Source organism: Tessaracoccus flavescens (assembly GCF_001998865.1).
Taxonomy (GTDB): domain Bacteria; phylum Actinomycetota; class Actinomycetes; order Propionibacteriales; family Propionibacteriaceae; genus Arachnia; species Arachnia flavescens.
In genome coordinates, this window is sequence record NZ_CP019607.1 from 2,363,175 (window position 1) to 2,388,201 (window position 25,027).

Below are 25,027 nucleotides of genomic sequence, written 5' to 3' on the forward strand. Positions count from 1 at the left end.
ACAGGTCTGAGGTGCGCCCCGATCAGTCAAGACCCGCGAGGTGAGCGTGCACGAGTGAGACGGCCGTCGCGCCCTCCCCGGTCGCCGAGGCCACCCGTTTCATTGAGCCGGAGCGGATGTCACCGTTCGCGAAGACGCCAGGCACCGATGTCTCCAGGTCGGCGGGTGGCCGGTCCCCGTGCCACGCCTCCGCGGGCAGGTCGCGCCCGGTCAGGATGAAGCCCCGGTCCTCGCGCAGCACCTCGGAGGGGAGCCAGCCCGACTGCGGTTCTGCGCCGATCAGCAGGCACAGCGCCCGCACCTCCCGGCGCTCCGGCTCACCCGTGTCCAGGTGGCGCAGCTCGACCCACGCGAGGTGCGCGTCCTCGCCCGCCCCGCCGTCGACCACTTCGCAGTCGCCGCACACGGTGATCCGAGGGTTGTACTCGATCTCGTTGATCAGGTACGTCGACATGGTCGCGGTCAGATCGGGTCGTCGGATCACGATCATCACCGAGCGGGCATACCTGGCCAGATGCACCGCGGCCTGGCCTGCGGAGTTACCTCCACCGACGACGATCACGTCCTGGCCCACCAGCTCCGGGGCGACGGACATGGCGGCGCCGTAGTGGACGCCGTTGCCGACGAGCTCCTCGAGCGAGGCAACGCCGAGCCTCCGGTAGGTGACCCCGGTGCCGACCACGACGCAGCGGGCGAGGACGTCGCCGCCGTCTGTGTGCAGGCGATGCGGCCCGCCGTCGGTACCTGCCGTGATCCCGGTCGCCGGCCAGCCGGTGAAGAACCTGGTGCCGAAGCGGATCGCCTGGCTCCGCGCGCGCTGGGTCAGACGCATGCCCGAGATGCCGCGCGGGAAGCCGAGGTAGTTGCGGATCATCGAACTGGCGCCCGCCTGACCGCCGATGGCGTCGGACTCGATGGCGACGGTGCTGAGCCCCTCGCTCGACGCGTACACGGCCGCAGCGAGCCCAGCGGGCCCGGCGCCGACGATCGCGAGGTCGACGACGCCTTCCAGCTCGATCTCGTCAGGTCGGCCGTAGAGCCGGGTGGCCAACTGCGAACCGAGGTGCAGTGCTCGACGATGTCGGCGGCGGCGACGAGCGGCCAGCGGTCCGGCTCGCCCGTGTAGCGGGCGAGCACCGCGCGACCCTGCTCCGAGTCCGGATGGTGGATCCCGTGCGGGGTGCCGGAGCGCAGCAGGAACTCCGAGATCTGCCTGGTCAGCGGCGTCCTTGCCGGTGAGATCACCTGGATCGACACGACCTGGGGCGCAGCCGTCGCACCCCAGTCGTTGAGCAGTTCGCCGATGGCGACATGGAACTCCTCGTCGCGCACCCCACGCGGAAGCAGGAGGTGCGCGTCGATCTTCCCTGCGGCCTGGGCGTGCCAGAACGTGGCCGTGCCCTCCGCGACGAAGCGCTCCCACGGGGTGACGACCACGCGCCGCGCGGTCGGCACCGCCGTGCGCATCATGGAGACCGCCTCGTACCAGGTGGCGTCGGGCAGGGCGCTGTCCATCACACAGAGCGCGACGGTGCTGCCGTCCTCGAGGAGTGCCTTCGTGGTGTGCTTTCCCTCGAGGGCGCTGTGCACGACGTGTACGTCGTAGTCGAAACCTTAGCGGCGGAACTGCGAGGCGAGGGTTTCCGCGTTGTCAGCCGAGATGCAGACGATGGCAGGGGTCTTCGTGGGATCGATCACGTTGCCTCCTCAGGAGGTCTTCAGATGGACATAGCACCAGCGCCAGTTCTCGCCGGGTTCCGCGGACTCCGTGACCGGGTGGCCCGTCTCGTGGAAGTGGGCGGTGGCGTGCTGGCCGGGGGAGGAGTCGCAGCAGGCGACGTTGCCGCAGACCAGGCACTGGCGCAGCGCGACGGTGTGCAGGCCCTCGTCCACGCAGCGCTGGCACAACGGGTCCTCGGCGGTCTCCACCGCCGGATACTCCTCGAGGTCGGGGCAGTCTCCGCCGTCCTCGCCCAGCGGTGCGGTCCGCACGAACTCGCGGCTCTCGGCGCTGACGTCGATCATCGACTCCTCGAGGTCGAGCATGCCGAGGACCTCGCGGACCACGTCGGAGGGGACCCGACCCTCGCTGCGGATCTCGAGCACCCTCGCCCGCTCGGCCTCGATCATCTCGAGCCGGATCCGGGCATACAGGTCGGAAGGGGACTCCTCGCCGGAGGCCGTCGACAGTCGCTCCCAGGCGGCGAAGGTCCGCTGGTCGAGCCTGGAGCGGATCAGGTCGCACACACCGGTATGGTCGTCGTAGTCGAGTTCGGCCATGCGCTTCATGCCCGCGTCGGCAGCCTGCTGCAGGACGGTGGCGCGGGCGAGGGCGTCGCTTGCCGGATCCGGGGCCCGCACCTTGAGAGCCCGGGTCAGGGCGGGAAGCGAAAGGCCCTGGCCGAAGAGGGTGCCGACCACGACCGTCAGCGCGATCAGCATCACCACCTCGTGGTGAGGCACCTCGGACGGGATGATCAGGGCCGCCGCGAGCGTGACAACGCCACGCATGAGCCGATGACGAACGAACTGCGCGGGATCCGCTGTTGCTCCGGGTGGAAGGCGTCGCGGACGGCCTGGGTTCCCATCACGAAGACGAGCCGCACGACGATCACGCAGCCGAGCACCGCGAGGCAGATCGCGACCACGGGTCCGAGGCTGAGGTGGCTCTCGGCCACCTCGGTGAGGATGTGGCGGGTCTGGAGCCCGATCAGCAGGAACACGGAGTTCTCGAGCAGGAAGGCGACGGTGCGCCACGTCGTCGTCTCCGTCAGGCGCGATCGCGCGGTCTGGATGATGGGCGCCTTGTGGCCGAGCAGGATGCCTGCCACCACGACGGCGATGACGCCCGAGGAGTGGATCCGCTCAGCCGTCAGGTACGCGGCGAACGGGGTCACGAAGGAAACCGCCGTGTCGAGGAGGGGATCGGTGATGCGTCTGCGGACCCAGGCCACGACGAAGAACGCGAGCAGCCCGACGACGAGTCCGCCACCCGCTGCGCGCAGGAAGTCGAGCCCGACCTCACCCACGGAAACGGTCGCGGCGATCGCCGCGATGGCGGTGCGGAGGGCGACCAGCGCCGTCGCATCGTTGAGCAGCGACTCGGCCTCGAGGATGGTGACCACCTGGCGGGGCAGGCCGATCCGGCGCGCCACCGCCGTCGCGGCCACTGCGTCCGGAGGGGCGACGACGGCGCCGATCGCGATGGCCACCGGCCAGCCGACCGAGGGGAGGAGTGCCATCACGACCGCGGCCACGGCGAAGGTGGTCACGACCACGAGCACGACCGAGAGTTGGAGCACCTTCCAGACGTTCTCGCGGACGTCGAGCAGCGACGTCTGGATGGCGGTGGAGTACAGCAGGGGAGGCAGGAGACCGAGCAGCACGACCTCCGGCTCCAGGTGGATCTCTGGCACGAAGGGGAGATAGGACCCGACGATGCCGACGGCGATCAGGAGCATCGGGGCGGCGATCCGTAGACGCTCGCTGAGCGCCGTGCCCGCGATGACCGTGATGGCGATCGCGACCAGGGTGGACACTGTTTCCACCCGCCAATTGTGCGACTGGCGCCAAGCCGGTGCGGCGCTTACGCCGTCAGCGTGATCATGGCCGCGTCGTGCCCCTGCTGATGCCAGACTTGGCAAGGAACCTGAGGAGGCGCGATGGTGTTCGTCGAACCCGTGACCCTGACCGGCCGTGGCATCCGGCTCGAGCCGCTGGAGCGCGCCCACCACGACGCGTTGGAGGAGGCTGCGGCCGACGGGGAACTCTGGCGGATCCGCGTGAGCTCCGTCCCCGAGCCGGGAGGCATGGCCGGCTACATCGAACAGGCCCTCGCGTCCCGGGCGGCCGGCGACCGGTTCCCGTTCGCGGTGATCGAGGAGGCAACGGGCAGGGTGCTCGGTTCGACGAGCTTCCATGACATCGCGCCCGCGGTGCGCAGGGTCGAGATCGGCTACACCTGGTACGCCAGATCCGTGCAGCGCACGCACGTCAACACCGCGGCGAAGCGGCTGCTTCTCGCGCACGCCTTCGAGACCCTCGGATGCGGGGTGGTCGGCTGGCGCACCGACAACCTCAACCTCGCCGGCCAACGTGCCATCGAGCGGCTCGGCGCGAAGAAGGACGGCGTGATCCGCGGGCATGCGCTGCGTCGCGATGGCACCGTCCGCGACACCGTGATGTACTCCGTCACCGCGGGCGAATGGCCCGAGATCCGCGCCCACCTCGACCACCTGCTCGACAGGTAACGCGGAAAGGCCCCGCCTCTGACGCGGGGCCTTCTGGTCTCTGCGTCAGGAGGGTCAGTTCACGTCGTTCGGGTGCGAGCCGACGCGGCCGGAGCCGTCACCCGTGTCAAGCGAGTTGATCGCGTCCATCTCGTCGTCGGTCAGGGTGAAGTCGAAGACCTCGAAGTTCTCGATCAGGCGCTCGCGGCGCACCGACTTCGGGAAGACGATCCGGCCGGACTGCAGGTGCCAGCGCAGGACGACCTGGGCTGCCGACTTCTCGTGCACCTGTGCGGCCTCGATGATCGGGGCGAGCGCGTTGATGTCGTACTTGCCCTGACCGAGTGGCCCCCATGCCTCGATCTTGATGTCGTGGTCCGCGCACCACTGGGTCACGTCGCGCTGCTGGTAGCGCGGGTGGAGCTCGATCTGGTTCACGGCGGGGACGGCGCCGCCCGCGGTGATCTTCTCCAGGTGCGGGACGAGGAAGTTGGAGACGCCCGCGCTGGTGGTGAGGCCGCGCTCGCGGATCTCGACGACCTTCTCCCAGGCGTTGAGGTAGTTGTCGCGCTCCGGGGTCGGCCAGTGCACCAGGTAGAGGTTGACGTGGTCGAGGCCGAGCTTCGTCAGGGACTCCTCGATCGCGCGGAACGGCTCGTCGCCGTCGTGGCGGTCGTTCCAGAGCTTCGTGGTGATGTAGAGCTCCTCGCGCGGGATTCCGCTCGCCTTGATAGCGGCGCCGACGCCCTCCTCGTTGCCGTAGATGGCGGCGGTGTCGATGTGCCGGTAGCCGATCTCGAGGGCCTCGGAGACCGCCTTCTCGGTCTCGTCTGCGGGAACCTTGAAGACCCCGTAGCCGAGCTGGGGGATCGACGTGGAGTCGTTGAGCTGAATCTGTGGAACGGTCATGGATCCCATGCAAGCACAGCCGATCAAGTGGCGTGCGTAGCGCCCGACCATCTCGCTGGCCGGGACTGACTGGCGACCCCGGTTGGATTCGAACCAACGACACCCGCTTTAGGAGAGCGGTGCTCTATCCCCTGAGCTACGGGGCCAACCAGGCAAGGATAGCCGTCGTGGGGGCGTCCTCGCATCGTGGCGACGACACTCATACATAGTCCCCGCGAACGAAGGGGCCGTACCTCACATACTTTTCCCCGGGAAACAGTGACCGGCCACGATGGGGTGTGGAGGTTGGAGAGAAGCTGTCGATGGCAGCCCGAGTCGAGATCACGAAGAAGTACGCCAAGGCCTATGCCGCGGCCCCGAAGAAGGGCAAGTCCCAGATCCTCGACCACGTGGTCGAGATCACCGGCTGGAACCGTGACCATGCCCGCCAGCAGTTGGTGGCCCGGTTGAAACAGGCCCCGGGACGGGCCACCGCGACGGTCGCGGTGATCGATCGGCGCAAGACCAAGGCGTGTAAGTACTCCTACGACGCCAGGCTGATCCTGCAGCGGGTATGGGCGGCCTCGGGAGGCAGCTGCGGGCAGTACCTCGCCGCATCCATGAGCGATCTGATCGATGCGATGGAAGCCGAAGGCGAACTGGTGCCTAGCCAGGACCGTTACAGCGCCGAGGTCAGGGCCGAGCTGGAATCGATGTCGGCGGCCACGATCGACCGGTACCTCGCACCGGCGCGGGCGAAGGACCCGATCCGAGGAAAGACCGCCACCAAGCCCGGCAGCCTGCTACGAAACTCGATCACCGTGCGTAAAGCCGGTGACGAGGTCGAAGCCGAACCCGGGTTCTTCGAAGTCGACACCGTGGCCCACTGCGGCCCCACGCTGAAGGGCGAGTTCGCCCGCAGCGTGAACTTCACCGACATGCACACCGGCTGGAGCTTCACCTACTCCATCCGCAACAACGCCCACCTCCACATCCGGACCGCGTTCGACCACTTCATCGCCCAGGTCCCGTTCGCGGTCACCGGGATCGATTGTGACAACGGCTCGGAGTTCATCAACCACGACCTGATCGGCTGGGCCGGCCAACGAGAGGTGTTCTTCACCCGGTCGCGGCCTTACAAGAAAAACGATCAAGCCACCATCGAATCGAAGAACAACCACCTCGTGCGCCGCTACGGCTTCTACCACCGCTACGACACCGCCACCGAACTCGCGTTACTCAACCAGCTATGGCCGCTGGTCAACGACCGGCTCAACTTCTTCACCCCCACGAAGAAACCCGAAGGCTGGGCCACCGACACCGTAGGGCGCCGCAAACGCCTCTACGACAAGCCACGCTCCCCCTACCAGAGGCTCCTGGCCGCCGGGGTCCTCAACCCCGCCCAGGAAACAGAACTAGCCGCCTACAAGGCCACCCTCAAACCCGTCGCAATGCAACGACGCATCACCGAGATCCAACAGGAGCTCACCCGACTCGCAGGCCGAAAGACAGCCCGTCTCGAACAACACATCGCATGGAAGGCACCCGACCCCGCCGGCCTCAAAACCCGGGCCAGCTAACCCTTGTTTTCGCGGGGAAAAATATCTGAGGTAAGGCCTACCATTTCGCGGGGACTTGACAGTGAGGTACCACGCGTGGCGCCCGGGCGCCGGGTCATCGGAGCCTTTCGTCCTCGGGATCTACGCGGGCGGCCAGCGCGTCGACGGCGGCTCGACGGTCGGGCCCAGCTCGACCCTGCGTGCCCGTCGAGTCCCGTGAGGGCCGCGAGCACGTCTCCCGGGTTCAGGTCGCCCTCTGCAAGTGGATCGTCGTCGAGCCGGATGAGGGCCTCGTCGATCACCCGCGGCAGCCCGACCCGTTGCACAAGCTGCAGGCGCACCTGTACGAGGGTCAGGTCCCGGACGGGGACCTCGCGGGCGGTGTGCACCGCGCGGATGAGCCGGGTGGTGTCCGCGCCTGGTTCGCCCCACCGTCCGCCCTCTCAGGTGTCGATGCTCAACCGTCTGTCCATGCGCAGAGGCTACGTGGCGGGCGGTTCCATGACCCCGGGTATTAAACCAAGTTATTTATAAGTAATATGCGTGCTGTGACTGAACTTAACCTCACCCCCAAGTCCGCCTGCGGTTGCGGCGCCGCCCACGACCAGCTGCCGGAACTCGACGCGACGGCCATCCCGCACGCCGTTCGCCACGCGGCGATCCACGGCGTCGTCGACTCGCTCCAGCCTGGAGCGGCCTTCGTCCTCGTCGCCCCGCACGACCCGGTGCCGCTGCTTGCCCAGATCGCCGAACGACACGGCGACGACATCGCCGTCGACTACGTCCAGCGCGGTCCCGAGGCCTGGAAGCTCAAGCTGACCCGCGCCTGATTCCACCCGCCCTGCCGCGCCGTACACGTCGGCGCGGCGGGCACCCACCAGCACGAAGGCCGAGATGAGCACCGTCACCATCGCCGCGACAGGGGAGCGGACCCGCCCGCTGCGCGTCGCGTTGATCGCACTGGCGGGAGTGTCCCTGCTCACCGGGCTCAACGCCGGGCTGCTTCGCCTCGGCGTGTGGGCCCCGGTCGCGTCCGACCGGATCGCCGACCTGCACGGGCCGGTCATGGTGCTCGGCTTCATGGGCACCCTCATCTCGCTGGAGCGCGCCCAGGCGCTGCGCAACCCGCTCGCCTACCTCGCCCCGGGGCTGCTCGGCGTCGGCTCGCTCGCCCTGCTGTCCGGCGCACCCGTCGCGCTCGGCAAGCTGCTGCTGCTCGACGGAACCGTCGCCTTCGTCGTCCTCGCGCTCGCGCTGTGGCGTCGGGCCCCGCTCGGGCTGGTCGCCGCCCAGGCGCTCGCTGCGACCTTCGCCGCCCTCGCGGCCGCGCTCTGGCTTGTCGCCGAGATCCCCGCCGTGATCCCGCTGCTGGCGGCCTTCCTGATCATCACCATCGCCTCCGAACGGGCAGAACTGGCGCAGTTGACGATGGGAAGGCGGGCGGTCCCGACGCTGCTGAGTCTCGGCTCGCTGATCGGGGCCTCCTCTGCCCTCGCGCTCGTGGTCCCAGCTGTGGGATCGCGACTGCTGGGGGTGGGCTGCCTGCTCACCGCGGCCTGGCTCCTGCGTGACGATGTCGGAAGGCGGATGGTCCGCACCTCGGGGCTGCGCCGCTTCAACGCGGCCGCCCTGCTCGGGGGCAACGCCTGGCTCGCCGTCGCGGGAGCCGTGTGGCTCATCGTCGGTCAGCCCACCTCGACGGGCACCTATGACGCGGTGGTCCACGGCGTCTTCCTCGGCTTCGGCATGTCGATGATCATGGCCCACGCCCCGATCATCTTCCCTGCCGTCATCGGCCGACCCCTGCCGTACCGGCCCGTCATGTGGATCCCGCTCGGCCTGCTCAACCTCGGCATGCTCGTCCGCGTCGTCGGCGGCCTGTCGCAGATCACCCCGCTCCATCAACTGGGAGGCTCGCTCACCGTGGCTGCCGTGCTGTTGTTCGCCGTCACCGTCATCATCTCGGTGGTGAAGGGATGAGGAGGAAGCGCTCGCTGCGCGATTACGCCGTCGTCGGCTGGTTCGTCGCCGCGATCATCGTGTCCATCGCACACCGGTGGATCCCCGAAGCCACCTGGTTGATGATCCACCTCATCGCGCTCGGCGCCGTCACGCACGCCATCATGGTGTGGAGCGCCCACTTCACCTCGGCGCTGCTCAAGACCCGCGAGGACGAGCGGGGACGACGGCTCACCAACCTTCGCCTCGGCGGACTCGCTGCCGGTTCCCTGCTCGTGTTCATCGGCGTGCCGACAGCCCTGTGGTGGCTCGTGGTGGTCGGCGCCACGATCGTCTCGGCCGCGGTCGGCTGGCACGCCGTCGTGCTGGTGCGCGACCTGCGCCGCGCGCTGCCCGGCCGCTTCCGGATCTGCATCCGCTACTACATCGCGGCCGCCTGTTGGGTTCCCGTCGGCGCAGGGCTCGGGGCGGCGCTCGCCTTCGGCCTGGACGACCGCTGGCACGCGAACCTCCTGGTGGCCCACTCCATGACCATGCTGCTCGGCTGGGTGGGACTGACCGTTGTCGGGACGCTCGTCACGTTCTGGCCGACCGTGCTGCGCACGCGCATGGACGACCGCGCCGAGCGGCTCGCGAAGGAGGCCCTTCCGATCCTGATCGTCGCCCTGGTCGTGGTCATCGTCGGGGCCGCCCTCGGCGTCCGCGCCGTTTCGGCCGTCGGCATCCTCGGCTACGCGGTGGGCCTGGTGTGGTTCGGGCGCTGCCTCGTGGCCCCCGCCCGCAGACGCCCCCCACGCGAGTTCGCCCCCGCCTCCATCCTCGCCGCAGCGCTATGGTCCTGCGTCGCGCTGATCCTCACCTCCGTGCACGTAGCGTTCGCAGACGACATCGAGCTGGCCACCGACTATCCGATGCTCGCCAGCATCTGGGTGGTCGGCTTCCTGCTGCAGCTCGTCACCGGCGCGCTGTCCTACCTGATCCCCTCGGTGCTCGGGGGCGGCCCCCGGGTCGTGCGCGCAGGAGGGGCCTGGTTCAACAAGGGGGCCGCGCTGCGCCTCGTGATCATCAACGGCGGTCTCGTCGTCTGGCTGTTCCCCCTGCCCAGCTGGGCGAAGGTCACCGTCTCACTGGTTGTCCTCGCGGCGTTGGCCGCCTTCGTGCCCATCCTGATCGGAGGGATCCGCGCCTCGGTGAAGGAGAAGCGCCTCGCCATGCAGGGGGAGCCTGCCAGTACCCCGGTCGAGCGAGAAAACGCCCTGACCGGCAACGGGCTCATGGCAGGGATCGCCGCGCTCGCGGTCGCGCTCAGCCTGGGCCTCGGCATGGATCCGGGCGCAGCGGGCCTCGCCAGCACCGACACGGCCTCAGGGGTCGCGGCCACCGGGCGAACGGTGCGCGTGGAGGTGAAGGCCCACGACATGGTCTTCGAACCGGCGAGCGTCGAAGTGGATCCCGGTGACCACGTGATCATCGAGCTGACCAACGAGGACCCGACCAACCTGCACGACCTCATGATCGGCGGGGCACGGACCCCACGGCTCGGCGTGGGGGAGACGGCACAACTCGACCTCGGCGTCGTCGGGACGGGGCTCCAGGGCTGGTGCACCGTCGTCGGCCACCGACAGATGGGCATGACCTTCGACGTGATCGTCCGGGGCGGGCCGGCGACGGAGGCGAGCGACGAACCCACAGCGGACCATTCCGGCCACGGGGCGACGGCCGACCCCGACGCGACGCTCGGCACCGTCGTCGACCCGGTCGCCCCTGCCGCGACCGAGGCGCGGGTCCACCGCCACGAGTTCCGGGCGAGCGAGGTTCCGCTCGAGGTCGCGCCCGGCGTGTGGCAGCGACGCTGGACCTTCAACGGCGGCTCCGTCGGCCCGACGCTGCGTGGAAGGGTCGGCGACGTCTTCGAGATCACGCTGATCAACGACGGAACCATGGGCCACTCCATCGACTTCCACGCCGGCGCCGTCGCGCCCGACGAGCCCATGCGCACCATCGCGCCTGGGGAGAGCCTCGTCTACCGCTTCACCGCGGAACGGGCGGGGGTGTGGATGTATCACTGCTCGACCATGCCGATGAGCGCCCACATCGCGGCGGGCATGCACGGAGCGGTGATCATCGAACCCGAGGAGGGGCTGCCCGAGGTGGACCGCGAGTACGTGCTCGTCCAGTCCGAGGTCTACACCAGCGACGCCGGTTCGGCCGAGCAGGCCACCGACGTCGAGGCCGAACGGATCGCCACCGGAGATCCCGACTTCGTGGTGTTCAACGGCATCGCCAACCAGTACGACCAGGAGATGTTCGAAGCGTTGGTCGGCGAGAAGATCCGCTTCTTCGTCCTCGCCGCCGGGCCGAACCGGCCCTCGAGCTTCCACATCGTCGGTGGCCAGTTCGACACCCTCTACCGGGAGGGCGGCTACCTGCTGAAGGACAGGGTCGACCCGTTCGGCATGAAGGGCGGAGGCGCCCAGGCGCTCGCGCTGCAGCCGGCGGAGGGCGGTTTCGTGGAACTCACCTTCACCGAGCCGGGCCACTACGCGACGGTGAGCCACATCATGAGCGACGCGGAGCGCGGCGCCCACGGTTTCGTGCACGTCTCCTGACGTCGACGACCTCCACGGTCAGTACATCGTCGTGCCGGACACGGTGGAGGTCACCGGCTGACGTTCACGCCGCGGAGAGGTCTGCCTGCGGCCAGCCTGCGGTGTAGCGGGTGGTCCCGGTGCGACGCTCGAGCCGGGCCGTCACGCCGTGGTTGGTGAGCCAGGCGGGTGCCAGTTCGCCCTTCGTCTGGGACGCGGCGGCCCACGCGCGCGCCTCCAGCGCGGTCGGTGCCGCGACGGTCACCTGGGTCCAGATCGGATGGGGCTGGTCGGCGCGCAGGTCGTCCTCAGCCTTGGAGACCGCGGCGAACCTCGTCGAGACGACCTGCAGCGTCCGTCCTCCAGGGGCGGTGACCGGGATCTCCCAGCCGCCCTCGGGGCTGTCACCGGCCACGGCGACGGCGTCGCCGATGCGGACCAGGAAGCCGCCGCCCGAGTCCGCGTGGAGCCGGCGCGCCAGCAGATCAGCGGCGTGCGAGGGGGCCGTCTCGGACAGGTCGAGGATCGTGCCTCGAGGCAGCTTCACGGTCCCGTCACCGAGCTCGATGCCCCTCCAGACGCCGTCGCTCGGGCTGACGAGGCCCTCGGTCAGGTCGGCCGCCCACAGCGCGGCACCGAGGTAGTCGAGCAGGAGGGCGCTCGCCGGAGCGGTGACCTCGGCGAAGGAGGCGAGCCGGGAGAGGCGCGACACCTCTGAGCGTCGGTCGTCGAAGGAGATGACGGCCGCGAGTCGACTCAGTTCCTCGAGCGCCTCGTCGACCGCTGCAAGCAGGTCCTGCGGCCGGGTCGTGATGATCTGGCACTGCATCCCGAGTGCGGTGAACGTCGCCTCGTGCGGGTAGCTCGTCATTTCTGGTCTCCTGCTCCTGGTGCGCCGTTGAAGTCGATGTGTTCAGACAACAGGCGCAACCTGTGCGCAAGCTGTGCATGTAGTGAGCGCCTCGTGTGAGTCGCGCTGCCGTGACGAGCGCATTCCGGGGCCAGTTCGCGTGTGAGCGAGTCGCCGTTAGGATCGGACGGTCCGCTCATGAAGGGAAACGTCGTGTCCGAAGCCGGCCTTGAAGCCGCTCGCCAGAAGATGACCGACGCTGGGGTCTCCGCCCCGGCGATCGAGGTCTTCTCGCGCTTCTACGAAATGCTGGAGTCCGGGGAGACCGGGGTGATCCGAGAGGACACCATCGAGCCCCTGCTCGACCCTCCGATGCTCACCGACGTCGACATCACCGACCTCGAGGCCCGTGATGCGATCGGCAAGACGGTCATCATCAAGCTCAACGGCGGCCTCGGAACCTCGATGGGCCTCGACAAGGCCAAGACGCTGTTGAAGGTGCGCGACGGGCAGAACTTCCTCGACCTGATCGTGCGCCAGGTGCTCGCGGCACGCGAGCGCTACGACGCCCGCCTTCCGCTGCTGCTGATGAACTCGTTCCGAACCGAGGACGACACGCTGTCCTACCTTGCGAAGTACCCGGAGCTCCGGGTCGAGGGCCTTCCCCTCAGCTTCATGCAGAACCAGGAGCCCAAGCTCCGCGCCGACGACCTCACTCCGGTCGAGTGGCCCGACGACCCGACGCTGGAATGGTGTCCCCCCGGTCACGGCGACCTCTATCCGGCGCTCGAGGGCTCGGGTGTGCTCGACCAACTGCTGGAGCAGGGCTTCCGCTACGCCTGCGTCTCCAACGGAGACAACCTCGGCGCGGCGCCGAACGCGACGATCGCCGGCTGGTTCGCCAAGTCCGGCGCCCCGTACGCCGCCGAGCTCTGCCGCCGCACCGTCAACGACAAGAAGGGCGGACACCTCGCGATCCGCAAGGCCGACGGCCAGCTGATCCTGCGTGACACCGCCCAGACGGCACCGGAGGAGATGGACTTCTTCACCGACGAACACCGCCACCCGTTCTTCCACACCAACAACCTGTGGTTCGACCTCGTGGCGCTGCGCAAGGCCCTGACCGAGCGCAACTCGGTGCTCGGCCTGCCGCTGATCCGCAACGAGAAGACCGTCGACCCGGCCGACTCCGGATCGACCGAGGTCGTCCAGATCGAGTCCGCCATGGGCGCTGCGATCGAGGTGTTCGAGGGCGCCACCGCGATCTGCGTCGGCCGCGACCGCTTCCTCCCGGTGAAGACGACCAACGAGCTGCTGCTGCTGCGCTCCGACGTCTACTCCCTGACCGGTGAGGGCAAGCTCGTCGCCACGACGGAGAACTCACCCGAGATCAGCCTCGACCCCAAGTTCTACAAGCTGGTCGACGAGTTCAGCAGGCGCATCCCGTCGGCCCCCTCGCTCCGGAAGGCGAACTCCCTGAAGGTGAAGGGCGACTGGACCTTCGAACCGGGCGTCGTCGTGTTCGGCGATGTCGAGCTGACCGATGAGGACACACCTGCCACGATTCCCGCCGGCACCCACCTTGGCGACTGACGGGGCTCTCGCCTCGGCCATCGGCCTCGCACTGACCGGTCAGCGGCTGCCGCTGGACGACCCGGCCCGGCTGGGCGCCCAGCTCGAGGCGCTCGGCTTCCCTCCGCGGCGTCTCCGCGAACTGCGTGCCGCACGGCAGGCCGAGCGGGCCGCATGGCCGTTCGCGGTCGCCTTGGAGGAGCGCCGTGGGCTCGGCTTCGCCCGTTTCGACGCTGCGCTGGCCGAGGCGCGACGCGAACTGGGCCTCGATGGCCTGCACCGTGAGCTCATGGCCGAGCGGGGTCTGAACCGCGACGAGCAGCGCCTCGCCGCCGACCGGCCCCCGCACTGGGGCTGATCCGCAGACACGAAACAGGGCGTCCCCGATGGGGGACGCCCTGTTCTGCGTTTGTGCCGAGGTGTTGTCGAGGCCCCGATCCGCCGCGGTCTCAGTGCCAGGAGGCGGGATGCTTTCGGCGGAGCCGGGAGCGTCGACGACGCGTCACTGGCGGCGCTGTGCGCGCAGCTCGTCGCGGATCTCCGCGAGCAGGTCCTCGGAGGTGGCGAAGGCGGGGACCTCCTCCTCCTTCTTCTCGAAGCGCTCCTTGGCCTTGTTGTAGGGGAGCACGACGCCGAAGTAGACCACGGCGGCCATGATGACGAACGCGACCAGAGCGGTCAGGAAGGCGCCGACGCTCACGCCACCCGGCTTGAACGCCGAGAAGTCGGGGGTGCCACCGAGCTTGCCGAGGATGTCCATGAACATCGTGGTGAAGGCGGTCACGACGGTCGCGAAGGCGCCGCCGATGACGAAAGCGACGGCAAGCTCGACGAGGTTGCCGCGCATCAGGAACTCTTTGAAGCCCTTCATAGGAATTCTGACTTTCTGTGTGCCCCTGAGAGGGGTGCTTCCCGGCGCTGCAGGTGGCGCAACTCCGGGTGGGGTTGTTGTGACAACCCGGAAGAGTATAAGCACCGGACTTCGCGTTTCCCGGATTCCGCGGACATCGCCCCGGCCCGACGCATCCGAGGAGAGGTCGACCCACGAGGTTCCTGCCGGCCGGACCGACGACATGACGGTTCCTCCACAGGTGCTCACCGAGCAGCGCGGATGGGGGCCACCAGGTCTTCGGACGGATCACAGGCTGCCGAGCACAACGCTCATCTCTCCGGCCTGGCCGAGGCTCGCGACCTCGCCCGCCTCCGCTTCGGGCACCTCGACGAGGATCAGTTCGCTCTGCCTGCCGGACGCGAGAGCCACCTGCGAGCCAGCCTGCTGCGCCTCCGGAAGGGCGACGACCCGCGCACCCGAGGCAACCACGATCAGGCCCTCCGGCCCGGGGGCGACGAGCGAGACCGTGTCGCCCGGCCTGAGCATGGCCCGCAGGCCTTCGTCGGCGACGAGGATGGGGACCACCGCGGAGCCTTCGGCCGTCGAGTGGTCGCCGCCGAGCAGGCCGGGCTGGAGGATGGTCCCGGCGCTGAGTGGCACCGCCGTCGTGCGACCCTCGAAGTCGGAGGGGGAGAGGACCGCGTCCGCGGGGACAGTGCCCGGGGGCAGTTGGCCGACGGTGAGGTCGGCCGAGGTGAGGGTGTGGCCCGCGGGCAGGTCGGAGGCCGTGACGACCACGGCTGTGGTGGGGGTTGGGGTGCGCAGCGCCGTCGCGAGCAGGAGCACTGCGCCAGCGGCGAGGATTGCGCCGACCGCCCGGCGGTGCCAGGAGACGAACGACGCGATGGAGGTGAGTAGGCGTCTCATGCCCACTTGCTCAGGCGCCCGGGGCCCCCGTTTTCACCTGTCCACAGGTTTTCTGCCGATTAGGCGGACTTCTTCTCCGGAGCAGGTGACGGCTTCGACTCGGCAGGTTTGGCCTCGGCTGGCTTGGACTCGGCGGCCTTCTCGGAGGACTTTGCGCCGGCGGGCGACGTCGAGCTCTTCGAACCGCGCGAGTCGGTGCGGTAGAAGCCCGACCCCTTGAACACGACGCCGACCGCGCTGAAGACCTTGCGCAGTTCGCCCTGGCATTCGGGGCACACGGTCAGCGAGGGATCGCTGAACTTCTGGACGGCTTCGAGTTCGTTGCCGCATTCGGTGCAGCGGTACTGGTACGTGGGCATGCAGCAGGATCCTCGGCTGGGGGTGGACTACCCGCCCATGATAGGTCAGCCAGCAAAGCCGGACGAACCCTGCTCGGTGATGCGAGCGTCCACCGCGACGTCGTGCGCGAGGTGCGGCACCGTGTCGAAGACCTCGGCGGCGCGGGAAAGGGCGATCAGGGGCGCATCCGACCTGCGCCGGGCGAGCGCCCGGTCGTACCAGCCGCCGCCCGTTCCGAGCCTGCTCCCGTCGCGTCCGACCGCGAGGCAGGGGACCAGGATCACGTCGGCCGCGGCCAGCGAAGCCGGGCCGAGGCGCGGGGTCGTCGGCTCCGGGATGTCGCCCCACGACGGTGTCGTCTCCTCCCACGTGCTGAACCGGGCCCAGTCCGGCTCGCGCCTGAGCACTGGCAGCAGGATCTTCCAGCCGCGGGCATGGAGCGCGTCGATCAGGCGACGCGTGCCCGGTTCGCCTGTGCGCGAGACGTACAGGGCCAGCATCGTGGGGGTGCAGGTGCCGAGCCAGTCGAGGACCGCGTCGTCGCGGGCCGTGTCCTCCGCCTCCCAGGTCTGCGGGGAGACGGCCGCGCGGGCAAGCAACACGCTGGCGCGCAGCGAGTCCTTCCGCTGGTCTCGAGGCATTGCCATATCGTAGGCCCCATGGCCTGGTTTGCCCGCAATAAGCAAGAGCCCGTCGTCGAGGAACCGGTCGAGGAGCCCCGCCTGCCGGAGGCGCCCGCGCTCGACGCGGCCGGTCTGCGCAGCGTGGCCGACCACACCAGCTACCTGCTGAGCCTCGTCGAACCGCTGCGTCCCTTCGGCATGTCGCTGCTCGACGCCTGGGACCAGGTGGTGTGCGAGGACATCGACTCGATGATCAACGTCCCACCCAACAGCACCGCGAAGGTGGAGGGCTACGCCGTGCGCGCCGCCGACCTCCTCGACGAGGACGGACACCTCGCAGAGCCGCTCGAGGTGGTCGAGGCGGACGTCGAGCGGCTTCCCTCGGGTGCGGCAGTCGTCGTGGCGCCGGGTGACGTGCTGCCCCGCGGAGCCAACGCGGTGCTTCCTGCCACCTTCGGCTCGCTTGCCGACGGGCGGATCCGGCTGATCGAGAAGGTCGCGGCCGGCGAGTACGTCCGCGCCGCGGGCGAACACCTCAAGGTCGGCACCCGGCTGCTCAGCGAGGGCGAGATCCTGGACGACCGCAGCATCGGGCTGCTCGCCGGCTCCGGCCTCGACAAGGTTATGGTCCGACCCCGCCCGCGTGTGGTGGTGGTCAGCTCCGGAGACAACCTCGTGGATCCGGGGATGGGCGTCGAGCACGGTCAGGCGACCGACGCCAACTCGTTCATGATCGCCGCCGCGGCGAAGGCCGCGGGCGCGACCGTGTTCCGCGTCGCCGTCCACTCCAACGACCGCGCCGAGATCCTGCAGACCATCACCGACCAGTTGATCCGCGCCGACCTGGTCATCTCGACCTCGGGCGGCAAGCGCGAGGACTACGAGACGGTCGCGGACGTGATGCAGGAGATCGGGCTGGTCGACACGGTCAACGTGGCGATGTCGCCCGGCCGCACCCAGACCTTCGGCCTCGTCGGGGAGGACAGGGTGCCGATGCTGATGCTTCCGGGCAACCCGGTCAGCGCCTACGTGTCGTTCCAGGCCTTCGCCCGACCGCTGATCCGTCAGTTGATGGGCGCTCCGACCACGCACCGTGCGGTGCGGGCGATCGCGTCCCACTCGATGCGCTCGATGATCGGACAGCTGCATCTGCTGCGTGGACGCGTCACCTCCGAGGGCAGCGTCCGCCAGGTCGAGGCGGTCTCCATGCCGCACGCGCTCGGCGAACTCGCCGAGTCCAACGCGCTGATCGTCCTCGACGAGCGGGTCGAACAGGTCAGGGCAGGCGAGGCCGTGAAGGTGTGGCTGCTCGACGAGGACTGAGCGCCAGGGCACCGGGTCCCGGATGAACCGGCGACGCGCCCGGAGCGTCGCGAGCAAATTACACCGATGTTGTTTACGGTGGTCGCATGCTCGCCGGAATCCTCATCTCCATCGTTGTCGTCGCCGGTCTTGCGTTCGCCCTTCCGTGGGTGACGTCCCAGCGCACCTCCGATGTCGAGCTTGAGGGTGATCCGACCGAGCGGTTCTCCAACTCGGTGCGCATCCTGCGCCGTGACGTCGTCGACTACCAGGACGAGGACACCTCCGTCGTGTCGACACCGTGCACCCGACGCGCGGAACTCCACGAGTTGAGGATGATCGCGCGCCAGGCGGCCCGCCGCCGCATGGTCATCGTCTGCACCCTGCTCGTCGCCCTCGTCACCCTCACCGTGCTCGGCGCGCTCTCGATCGTGCCCTGGTGGAGCCTCGCGATCCCCGGCGGAATGCTGGTCGCCTTCCTCGCCGTCGCCCGGTTCTCCGTCGTCTCGATGCACCGCAGCCTCGACGCGCGGGCCGCGGCCGTCGCCGTCGGCTTCGGCGATGAGGAGGACACCGAGACGATCGACCTCACCGACTTCGAGGGCACCGAGAGCATCGAGATCTCGGTCGACCTGTCGATGCCGACCACGACGGGGGCGCTGTGGGAGCCGATCCCGGTCACGCCGGCGACCTACGTCTCGCGGCCGCTGCTCCCGCGGACCGTCCGCACCATCGACCTCTCGGCCCCGGTCGCTGCCTCCGCGCCGGTCGTCCCGACGGCGGACAACCCGGCCGAGGCCGTCCAGGAGAAGGACGCCTCGGACGAGCACACCGCAGACAACATCGCCGAGTTCCGCCCCCGCGCCATCGGCGAGTAGGGCGAGTTGGAGCAGATCGCTTCACGCTGCTAAGCTTTCCGATGCTGAAAAGCATGGGGCTATGGCGCAGTTGGTAGCGCGTCTCGTTCGCAATGAGAAGGCCGGGGGTTCGAATCCCCCTAGCTCCACATCACGCACAAGGCTCGAACCCTTGCCAACGGAAACGTTGGTCGAGGTTCGGGCCTTGTGTTCGTCTGCGGCCCAGGTCAGGGCGTTCGCGTTGACCTGCGGATCGAGGAGCATCTCGAACGGCTGGTTGTGCTCGACGCGCAGCTCGTTGTCCTCATCGATGAAGACCTTGGTGAAGAACGCCTGGTTGCACAGCCGCCGGTTGGTGTCGTCGCAGCGGGTGTAGATGTCAGCGCAGTTGGCGAGCAGTCCGAGGGCGTCGTCGAGGTGGGCGCGGGCGTCGGCGTAGTCGCCGTGGTGGGCGTCGATGCGACGGGTCACCTGGTCGAGTTCGGCGACGATGCGGTCCTGCTCACGCTTGAGCACTGAGAGCGGGATCGCGTCGGCATAGTGCGCCTGCATGAGCCGGTCCTGCTCGCCTTCGAGCCGGTCGCGGTTGGTGGTGAGGCGTTCCAGTTCCTCGGTTTCAGCGGCCATGAGCCGGTCGAACTCGTGGTGGAGCATCCCCGCGAGCGCGTCCTGCTGGGCGGGCGTGATCTGGACGCGGGTGTAGTAGTCCTCGACGAGCTTCTCGACATCCTCGATGAGCATCGCCTGGCGTGTGCAATCGGTGCGCTTGGAGAGCCGACCCGAGCACACGAAGTAGCAGTAGACGTTGCCGTGGCGATTCTTCGCGTTCCGCGAGCCGGTCGTACGCCCGGTCGACGAGGTTCGCGGCCTGACGAAGGTCCTCCGCAGTGGCGAGCGCGTCCAGCGCCCCGGCCTCGTGGCTCCCGGCGTCGTTGAACGCGTGCGCGGCCTTGCGCTCGTGAACATCAGCGATCTGGTCGAGCGCCTGCCGCAGCGAGCGCATGCCCGAGGACAGATCACCGATCACCCCGTACATCTCGGCGGGCTGATCGAAGCCCCGGCTCGCGTGCGCGAGGCCGCGCAAGGCTTCGGACGCCTCGGCAGCGTCGGCAGTCGAATCGAAGAACGTAGGCATGGTGACGACGAAGCCATCGAATACGCCATCAGGCGAGGAGCCCAACAGATCGTGCTCTTCGGCTGGTCAATGGGTGCCGCGATCACCCTCCAAATCGCCGCCCGACCTCGACACCAGGGCCTGATCGCCGCGCAAGTACTCGACTCACCAGTCCTCAACTGGACCGAAGTCATCAAGACCAACTGCGCCCGCAGCGGGCTGCCCGCCGCAGCCGGCTACCTCGCAATCCCGTGGCTCACCATGACCCGCTCGCTCGCACCTTCGGCCTACCGGGGCGCATCCCGCTCCGACCCTTCGACTGGACGGCACGAGCCGCAGAACTCACCACGCCGACCCTGATCCTCCACGGCACCAGAGACGACTCCGTGCCGATCCGGCTCTCACAAACCCTCAGAGACGCCCGACCGGACCTTGTCGACCTGGAGACGTTTGACGCTGGGCACACCCTTTCCTGGAACTCCGACCCCAGCCGATGGCAGACCACCGTCACCGCCTGGCTTCAGGAGCATGCCGAGCGCTGACAGCCCCGCAGCGAGTTCGCGCGTGGCCCCCAATCTTGTACGGCCACCACCGGAGAAACCCAACTCAAGCAGTACAACCGCCGATATCATCCGAATGTTGGTCTGCCAGGACTATAGAGCCAGGGAGGGCCAACGCGTCGACAAGCGCCTCACGTTCGAAAACGCCGAGGTCGACGAGCCGGTCCACCTCAAGGACGTCCACTAGGACCACATCTTCCCCCTGTCTCGATTTACGATGAGAATGCTCCTCGACGCCGGTGTCCCGCTCGACAAGGTCGACAACTAAACGGTTGCCGTGAACCTCCTGCCGAACCTCCAGTTGTTCGCTGGGACAGCCAACATCGAGGAAACGACGGACTGCCGCCGGAGTAGAGATCAACACTGCCTTCGCGAGTGCGTACAAGCGAGCCACCTACTTTGCCGAGAACGACTCCTACGGCCTTCCGCTCGCAGTGCAGGCAGTCGCACTACGAGAATGATGCGGCCCACTCCGCGACACGGCGCGAACTCTCTTCCTCGGACAGGTCTTCGACGCGGGTCATCACCGTCCAGCGCACACCGAACGGGTCGCGGATGCTGGCGTAGCGGTCGCCCGAGACGAAGGTAGCCGGTTCTTCGCGAACGATTGCCCCAGCGGCGACCGCGTGCGTGACGACGGCATCGACGTCGGGAACGTAGAGTCCGAGTGAGTAGCAGGCCTTGTCGTCGTCCGGTGGCGGCACAAGCTGGTAGTCCGGGCTGGGAACCCCGACTTGCAGTTGGCCGAGTTCGAAGTTGAGGTCGGCGTGAACCAACTGACCATTCATCTCAGTGACGTCGATGACACGGGCACCGAACACGTCGCGGTAGAACTCGATCGCGCCCGCAGCATCCGTCAGCGCGAGGAAGGGAGTCAGTGAGGTCATGCCGTGAGGCCTGCCCTCCGTGGTGAATGTGCCGGTGACACCCCGGCTCGGTGTTTCTTTATCTGTCATACAGCCACCGTAAGGTCGTCACGGAGCTGGCCGCTTGTACATGCGCGTCACGTTGTCCGCGCATCTACTCTGGATCTATGTTCGATCAGTCGCGAGGGGTGCTGTTTCCCTCGCGACTGCCTGCCTTCCACCGACTCGCGCCCCCTCATGCTGCGGAGGATCTGGTTCAGTGGTTCTGGATACCGGAGTGGAACCTCGATCCGGGTGTCGTTTCACGTCAGACGGTCGTCGGCTATCCAGCCCTGAATCTCGTCGTCGAGCCGCAGGGTGTATCGCTCGTGGGCGCGACGACGCGCATGAGCGAACGGATACTGCGGGGTAGCGGCTGGGCAGTGGGTGCACTTCTGCGACCCGCAGCCGTGCGCACGTTGACAGCCGATGCGAGTTCGCTTGTCGATACCGAGCAACCCTTGAGCGCTCCCGCCCTTCACGACCAGGTTGGCGCGGCGATGGGTAGTGCAAGCAATTGGCGTGAGGAGGCAGTAGACGTGTTCGCGCGATGGTTCAGCGCCCGTGTCGGCGAGGTCTCGTCCGTCGCGCGTCACGCGAATATGATGTCGGAAGTGTTGATCGGTGAGGGCGGCGCGAATACCCCCGCCGAGGCTGCCGCCCGGCTCGCGGTATCGCTGCGCACGCTGCAACGCATGACCCACCGATACATCGGCCTGCCACCGGCTGCCATCATCCGACGTCGGCGACTACAGGACGCCGCTCAACTGGTGCGTGAGCAACCCGAGATCTCTCTCGCGACGATCGCTGCTGATCTCGGCTACACCGACCACGCGCACCTCACCGGCGATTTCCGCAGTGTGCTTGGGTTTACCCCCAGCGGCTACCGGTCTGAGTCATCATGAGGTACTCGGGGGTGGCCTTCGCCTCGTCCAGCGCGGCCTGGGCGCGGTAGATCCAGAACCACTGAGCCAGTTCCGCTGTGCTGGGCGGAGGGGCGAATCGCTGGAACGTTGGCAGGTGGGAGGGGAATAGCACTCCTCGGGTCTGATCCATCAATGGTTTCAGCGTAAGCGTGGCCGTGATGGCGCGCATCTCCAAGCGTCTGCATCGCTGGCACCCATACGGTGAACGCATGACTGATACCGCACACAACGGAGGAGTCCGCATGATCCGTCACACAACCGGCCGCCTACGCGGCGACAACGAGATCGCCGTCGCTCGCACATTCCGGGGCACGGCCGACGACGTCTGGCAGTCGTTCACTGACCCGACCCGGCTGAGCCGCTGGTACGGCACCTACACCGGGGACTGTGCCGACGGCCGGGTCACGGTGGTCATGACGGCCGAGGAGGGCCATGAGGGCACGCCGTTCCACATCGTCCGTTGCGAACGGCCGCACGTGCTTGAGGCGCGGGCCGAGGAGGCGGGCGTCGAGTGGCGTCTGACACTGGAGGTGACCGAGCACGACGGGATTTCGACGCTCACCCTGGTGCAGGCCTTCGACAGTCCCGATGAGGTCGGCTCGGTCGGCCCGGGGTGGGAGTACTACCTTGACCGGCTGGTGGCCGCCGAGACCGGCCAGGACGTCGAGGCGATCTCCTGGGACGAGTACTACCCGGTCCAGCAGGCCTACTACACACAGCTGGCCACCCAGATGCGCTTCTGATCGACGCCGCCGCTTTGCGAATCGCTCAATGCCGGATGTGGCGTTCGCCGGTAAAGATCATGGCCGGGCCGGCTTCGTCGGTCCTGTCGATGACCTTCTGGTCTCCCGTCGAGCCGCCTGGCTGGATGACCGTGGTGGCCCCGGCCGAGATGACACCGTCGAGGCCGTCGGAGAAGGGGAAGAAGGCGTCACCCGCATACACGCCGCCGGCGGCTCGACCCGCGGCCTTTTCACCCGCCAGCCGGCCGGAGTCACGGCGGTTCTGCTGGCCGGCACCGATGTCCCACGTCACGCCGTCCTTCACCAGGATGACGGCGTTGGACTTTGCGTAGGCGCACACCGTCCAGACCATGTCGATGTCGTCCCACTGGTCACCGGGCGGCTGCGCTTCGGTCACCACTTGCCAGTCGGCGCGCCGGCTCACAAACCGGTCTGGGTTCTGCACCAGCTAGCCGCCGCCCACTTTGCGCAACTCCCATTCCACCGAGGTGAGGTCGGGCGCAGGGGCCGAGATGCTGCACAGGTTCTTCTTCGAGGCGATCAGATCGCAGATTGATCCACCAAGCAAGGGGCTGGGACGGCATCATCCCTGCCAAGCAGTCCACGCCTTTCGGTACCCCCTGCTTTGAGCAACGCCGACAGCCACCAAGCAATGCGTGATTCGCCATGACATCACTTGCCTGGCTGGAACAGCCGTCATCACCCAGCGGGGGGCTGTGACTCTACGACCCTACGGAGGGTTCGTCGGATCAGGTCTTCAACGCGATGCCGTGCGAGAAGGCCGTCTGATGCGGCATCAAGCCCCGTATATACAGTGCTCCAGATCATTCGCTCGATCCAGCCGGCGGGAACGGTCGCATCGAGTATCCCCTCGCGCTGACCTCGTTCGATCTCACCGATGAGCAGCGCGTCGACCGCCTTGGCTATCGGGGCATCCGCGTCGGAGGCGGCGCCTTCCGTGGCGGTGAACAGGAACCGGATGCGGTCGTCCAAGTGGACCATCGCGCTGACGAACCGCTCGATCACCTCCAATGCCGACCCCGTTCCCGGACCGGCCTGCTCGATCGCCTCGCGCAGCGTCGCCCAGGAATCGCTGACAAGCGACTGATGGAGGTGCTCCCTGTCAGGGAAGTAGCGATGGATCGTCGCCCGACCCACGCCAGCAGTTGCAGCGATGCGGGCGAGGCCAACAGTGGGGTCATGCGCCCACTCCTTCGCAGCTCCATCCAGGATCGCCTGACGAGTGCGTACACGCTGTGGCGAGAGACCCATTGCACTATGATACATCTCATCCTAGAATGAGACAATGACGTCTCACTCTCGTACTCTTGATCCCATCGTGGTGACGGGTGCCACCGGTTCGGTAGGCCGTGCCGTCGTGGCTGGGCTCATCCAGGCAGGTCGTCCTGTGCGGGCGGTGTCACGTCGCCCTGATCGTGCCGACTTGCCTCCCGAGGCCCAGGTCGTGGCGGGTGACCTCGCTGAGCCCGCGACACTGGAACCGGCCCTCGCGGGAGCGGCCCAGCTCGTCCTTATTGCGTTGCCAGACACAGTTACCGAAGTGGTCGAGCAGGCCCGAGGTGCCGGTGTCGAGCACATCGTCGTCGTATCGTCGGGGGCGGTGACCGCCGGGTTCGACACGACGTACAACCTCTTGGTCGAACAGGTTGTCACAGCTTCTGGCCTCGATTGGACGATCGTCCGACCCGGTGAGTTCGCCACCAATGCTCTGCTCATGTGGGGACCTTCGATCAGGTCGCATCGCCGTGTGGTCGAGCCATTCCCCGATCAGCCCGGCAGCCCGATCCACGAGGCAGATATCGCCGACGTCATCTTGGCCGACCTTCTCCATCCCCAACGCCGTGGTCGGATCGACACGATCGTCGGGCCCGACAGGTTGACCAAGCGAGAGCAAGTCGCCGCGATCGAGGCCGCAATCGGCGAGGACATCGAGTTGGCCGAGGTGACCGCTGAGGAAGCGCGGACCTTTTATCGCGCCCAAGGCGGGTTTGCCGCCTATAACGCCGACTTCCTCTTCGGCTTCGAGAGCTACGACGGCGTCGCGGGCGCGATTGATGAACCTCGTGACGACCTAACCGACTCCTACCTCACTCTCGCTGAGGTCACCGGAAGCCCAGCACGCTCATTCGCGCAGTGGGCGATCGATCACGCTTCCGACTTCTCGACAAGGTGATTCCCACCGTCCGGTCACGGGTGACATGACCGGCCGCGTCCGGCAAGTGAGCGCCGATTC

At 67.9% G+C, this 25,027-nt stretch carries 29 protein-coding genes and 2 tRNA genes; 15 read left to right on the forward strand and 16 right to left on the reverse strand.

The window, feature by feature from the left end:
- Positions 1 to 22: 22 nt before the first annotated feature.
- From BW733_RS19020 to BW733_RS19030, 4 genes are all read right to left on the reverse strand, one after another.
- Positions 23 to 952, reverse strand: coding sequence for an NAD(P)/FAD-dependent oxidoreductase (locus BW733_RS19020; RefSeq protein ID WP_237268167.1), 930 nt, complete (start codon positions 950 to 952; stop codon positions 23 to 25).
- A complete protein-coding gene (locus BW733_RS19445) occupies positions 871 to 1,590 on the reverse strand; it encodes a response regulator (RefSeq protein ID WP_237268168.1) in 720 nt (239 codons plus the stop codon). Before BW733_RS19445 ends, BW733_RS19020 begins: the two co-directional genes overlap by 82 nt.
- A 117-nt stretch (positions 1,591 to 1,707) precedes the next feature.
- A complete protein-coding gene (locus BW733_RS19450) occupies positions 1,708 to 2,511 on the reverse strand; it encodes a UBP-type zinc finger domain-containing protein (protein ID WP_237268169.1) in 804 nt (267 codons plus the stop codon).
- Complete coding sequence (locus tag BW733_RS19030) at positions 2,478 to 3,548, reverse strand: cation:proton antiporter (protein ID WP_202970186.1); 1,071 nt, start codon at positions 3,546 to 3,548, stop codon at positions 2,478 to 2,480. Before BW733_RS19030 ends, BW733_RS19450 begins: the two co-directional genes overlap by 34 nt.
- A 114-nt stretch (positions 3,549 to 3,662) precedes the next feature.
- Here BW733_RS19030 and BW733_RS11305 point away from each other — a divergent pair, with 114 nt between their 5' ends.
- Positions 3,663 to 4,250, forward strand: a complete 588-nt coding sequence (locus tag BW733_RS11305; RefSeq protein ID WP_077350567.1) for a GNAT family N-acetyltransferase — start codon at positions 3,663 to 3,665, stop codon at positions 4,248 to 4,250.
- A 54-nt stretch (positions 4,251 to 4,304) separates the two neighbouring features.
- Here BW733_RS11305 and BW733_RS11310 read toward each other — a convergent pair whose 3' ends face one another.
- Positions 4,305 to 5,138, reverse strand: a complete 834-nt coding sequence (locus BW733_RS11310; RefSeq protein ID WP_077350569.1) for an aldo/keto reductase — start codon at positions 5,136 to 5,138, stop codon at positions 4,305 to 4,307.
- A 70-nt stretch (positions 5,139 to 5,208) separates the two neighbouring features.
- Positions 5,209 to 5,284, reverse strand: a tRNA-Arg gene (locus BW733_RS11315).
- A gap of 156 nt (positions 5,285 to 5,440) precedes the next feature.
- Between BW733_RS11315 and BW733_RS11320 the strand changes: the two genes are divergently transcribed.
- Positions 5,441 to 6,697 carry an integrase catalytic domain-containing protein gene (locus tag BW733_RS11320; RefSeq protein WP_152024495.1) on the forward strand — a complete coding sequence of 419 codons (1,257 nt, stop codon included), beginning with the start codon at positions 5,441 to 5,443 and terminating at the stop codon, positions 6,695 to 6,697.
- On the opposite strand, the gene BW733_RS20125 is transcribed toward BW733_RS11320, so the two are convergent.
- Positions 6,694 to 7,065 (reverse strand): contact-dependent growth inhibition system immunity protein, encoded by a 372-nt coding sequence (locus tag BW733_RS20125; protein WP_418361319.1) that lies wholly within the window; start codon positions 7,063 to 7,065, stop codon positions 6,694 to 6,696. The two genes, BW733_RS11320 and BW733_RS20125, sit on opposite strands and share 4 nt — an antisense overlap.
- Positions 7,066 to 7,224: 159 nt before the next feature.
- On the opposite strand from BW733_RS20125, the gene BW733_RS11330 reads away from it, so the two are divergent.
- The 3 genes from BW733_RS11330 to BW733_RS11340 all read left to right on the forward strand — a co-directional run bounded on the left by BW733_RS11330 (position 7,225) and on the right by BW733_RS11340 (position 11,244).
- Positions 7,225 to 7,506 (forward strand): DUF2249 domain-containing protein, encoded by a 282-nt coding sequence (locus BW733_RS11330; RefSeq protein WP_237268170.1) that lies wholly within the window; start codon positions 7,225 to 7,227, stop codon positions 7,504 to 7,506.
- A 64-nt stretch (positions 7,507 to 7,570) separates the two neighbouring features.
- Positions 7,571 to 8,656: a DUF8744 domain-containing protein gene (locus BW733_RS11335; RefSeq protein ID WP_169836076.1), complete on the forward strand. Its 1,086-nt coding sequence runs from the start codon at positions 7,571 to 7,573 to the stop codon at positions 8,654 to 8,656.
- Positions 8,653 to 11,244, forward strand: coding sequence for a multicopper oxidase domain-containing protein (locus tag BW733_RS11340; protein WP_077350575.1), 2,592 nt, complete (start codon positions 8,653 to 8,655; stop codon positions 11,242 to 11,244). The genes BW733_RS11335 and BW733_RS11340 overlap by 4 nt, the downstream gene beginning before the upstream one ends.
- Positions 11,245 to 11,308: 64 nt before the next feature.
- Here BW733_RS11340 and BW733_RS11345 read toward each other — a convergent pair whose 3' ends face one another.
- Complete coding sequence (locus tag BW733_RS11345; RefSeq protein ID WP_077350577.1) at positions 11,309 to 12,094, reverse strand: FAD:protein FMN transferase; 786 nt, start codon at positions 12,092 to 12,094, stop codon at positions 11,309 to 11,311.
- Between the two features lie 192 nt (positions 12,095 to 12,286).
- On the opposite strand from BW733_RS11345, the gene BW733_RS11350 reads away from it, so the two are divergent.
- Together BW733_RS11350 and BW733_RS11355 are read left to right on the forward strand one after the other, a co-directional pair.
- Positions 12,287 to 13,666, forward strand: a complete 1,380-nt coding sequence (locus BW733_RS11350) for a UTP--glucose-1-phosphate uridylyltransferase (protein ID WP_077352926.1) — start codon at positions 12,287 to 12,289, stop codon at positions 13,664 to 13,666.
- A complete protein-coding gene (locus BW733_RS11355) occupies positions 13,656 to 14,003 on the forward strand; it encodes a hypothetical protein (RefSeq protein WP_077350580.1) in 348 nt (115 codons plus the stop codon). Before BW733_RS11350 ends, BW733_RS11355 begins: the two co-directional genes overlap by 11 nt.
- A 144-nt stretch (positions 14,004 to 14,147) precedes the next feature.
- On the opposite strand, the gene mscL is transcribed toward BW733_RS11355, so the two are convergent.
- The 4 genes from mscL to BW733_RS11375 all read right to left on the reverse strand — a co-directional run bounded on the left by mscL (position 14,148) and on the right by BW733_RS11375 (position 16,384).
- Entirely contained in the window at positions 14,148 to 14,516 is a 369-nt protein-coding gene (mscL, locus tag BW733_RS11360; protein ID WP_077350582.1) for a large conductance mechanosensitive channel protein MscL, read from the reverse strand.
- A 267-nt stretch (positions 14,517 to 14,783) separates the two neighbouring features.
- Complete coding sequence (locus BW733_RS11365) at positions 14,784 to 15,404, reverse strand: SAF domain-containing protein (protein WP_077350584.1); 621 nt, start codon at positions 15,402 to 15,404, stop codon at positions 14,784 to 14,786.
- A gap of 59 nt (positions 15,405 to 15,463) precedes the next feature.
- Positions 15,464 to 15,763, reverse strand: a complete 300-nt coding sequence (locus tag BW733_RS11370) for an FmdB family zinc ribbon protein (RefSeq protein WP_077350586.1) — start codon at positions 15,761 to 15,763, stop codon at positions 15,464 to 15,466.
- Positions 15,764 to 15,808: 45 nt separating this feature from the next.
- Positions 15,809 to 16,384: a 5-formyltetrahydrofolate cyclo-ligase gene (locus tag BW733_RS11375; RefSeq protein WP_161490213.1), complete on the reverse strand. Its 576-nt coding sequence runs from the start codon at positions 16,382 to 16,384 to the stop codon at positions 15,809 to 15,811.
- Between the two features lie 18 nt (positions 16,385 to 16,402).
- On the opposite strand from BW733_RS11375, the gene BW733_RS11380 reads away from it, so the two are divergent.
- From BW733_RS11380 to BW733_RS18620, 5 genes are all read left to right on the forward strand, one after another.
- Positions 16,403 to 17,689: a molybdopterin molybdotransferase MoeA gene (locus tag BW733_RS11380; protein ID WP_077350590.1), complete on the forward strand. Its 1,287-nt coding sequence runs from the start codon at positions 16,403 to 16,405 to the stop codon at positions 17,687 to 17,689.
- Between the two features lie 86 nt (positions 17,690 to 17,775).
- Positions 17,776 to 18,546: a hypothetical protein gene (locus BW733_RS11385; protein ID WP_077350592.1), complete on the forward strand. Its 771-nt coding sequence runs from the start codon at positions 17,776 to 17,778 to the stop codon at positions 18,544 to 18,546.
- 55 nt (positions 18,547 to 18,601) lie between these two features.
- Positions 18,602 to 18,674 (forward strand) — tRNA-Ala (locus tag BW733_RS11390).
- A gap of 58 nt (positions 18,675 to 18,732) precedes the next feature.
- Complete coding sequence (locus BW733_RS18430) at positions 18,733 to 19,044, forward strand: hypothetical protein (RefSeq protein WP_162494733.1); 312 nt, start codon at positions 18,733 to 18,735, stop codon at positions 19,042 to 19,044.
- A gap of 397 nt (positions 19,045 to 19,441) precedes the next feature.
- A complete protein-coding gene (locus BW733_RS18620; protein WP_179947112.1) occupies positions 19,442 to 19,999 on the forward strand; it encodes an alpha/beta hydrolase family protein in 558 nt (185 codons plus the stop codon).
- Positions 20,000 to 20,245: 246 nt separating this feature from the next.
- On the opposite strand, the gene BW733_RS17910 is transcribed toward BW733_RS18620, so the two are convergent.
- Together BW733_RS17910 and BW733_RS11405 are read right to left on the reverse strand one after the other, a co-directional pair.
- Positions 20,246 to 20,584: a hypothetical protein gene (locus BW733_RS17910; RefSeq protein WP_152024680.1), complete on the reverse strand. Its 339-nt coding sequence runs from the start codon at positions 20,582 to 20,584 to the stop codon at positions 20,246 to 20,248.
- A gap of 64 nt (positions 20,585 to 20,648) precedes the next feature.
- A complete protein-coding gene (locus BW733_RS11405) occupies positions 20,649 to 21,086 on the reverse strand; it encodes a VOC family protein (protein WP_237268171.1) in 438 nt (145 codons plus the stop codon).
- 146 nt (positions 21,087 to 21,232) lie between these two features.
- Between BW733_RS11405 and BW733_RS11410 the strand changes: the two genes are divergently transcribed.
- On the forward strand, positions 21,233 to 22,009 hold the full coding sequence (locus BW733_RS11410; protein WP_077350596.1) for a helix-turn-helix domain-containing protein: 777 nt from the start codon (positions 21,233 to 21,235) through the stop codon (positions 22,007 to 22,009).
- Positions 22,010 to 22,239: 230 nt separating this feature from the next.
- Positions 22,240 to 22,773: an SRPBCC domain-containing protein gene (locus BW733_RS11420; RefSeq protein ID WP_202970187.1), complete on the forward strand. Its 534-nt coding sequence runs from the start codon at positions 22,240 to 22,242 to the stop codon at positions 22,771 to 22,773.
- A gap of 25 nt (positions 22,774 to 22,798) precedes the next feature.
- Here BW733_RS11420 and BW733_RS11425 read toward each other — a convergent pair whose 3' ends face one another.
- Positions 22,799 to 23,218 (reverse strand): hypothetical protein, encoded by a 420-nt coding sequence (locus tag BW733_RS11425; RefSeq protein WP_161490214.1) that lies wholly within the window; start codon positions 23,216 to 23,218, stop codon positions 22,799 to 22,801.
- Between the two features lie 254 nt (positions 23,219 to 23,472).
- Positions 23,473 to 24,045, reverse strand: a complete 573-nt coding sequence (locus BW733_RS11430; RefSeq protein WP_077350603.1) for a TetR/AcrR family transcriptional regulator — start codon at positions 24,043 to 24,045, stop codon at positions 23,473 to 23,475.
- 34 nt (positions 24,046 to 24,079) lie between these two features.
- Here BW733_RS11430 and BW733_RS11435 point away from each other — a divergent pair, with 34 nt between their 5' ends.
- Positions 24,080 to 24,967: an SDR family oxidoreductase gene (locus BW733_RS11435; protein ID WP_077350605.1), complete on the forward strand. Its 888-nt coding sequence runs from the start codon at positions 24,080 to 24,082 to the stop codon at positions 24,965 to 24,967.
- Positions 24,968 to 25,027 lie beyond the last annotated feature (60 nt).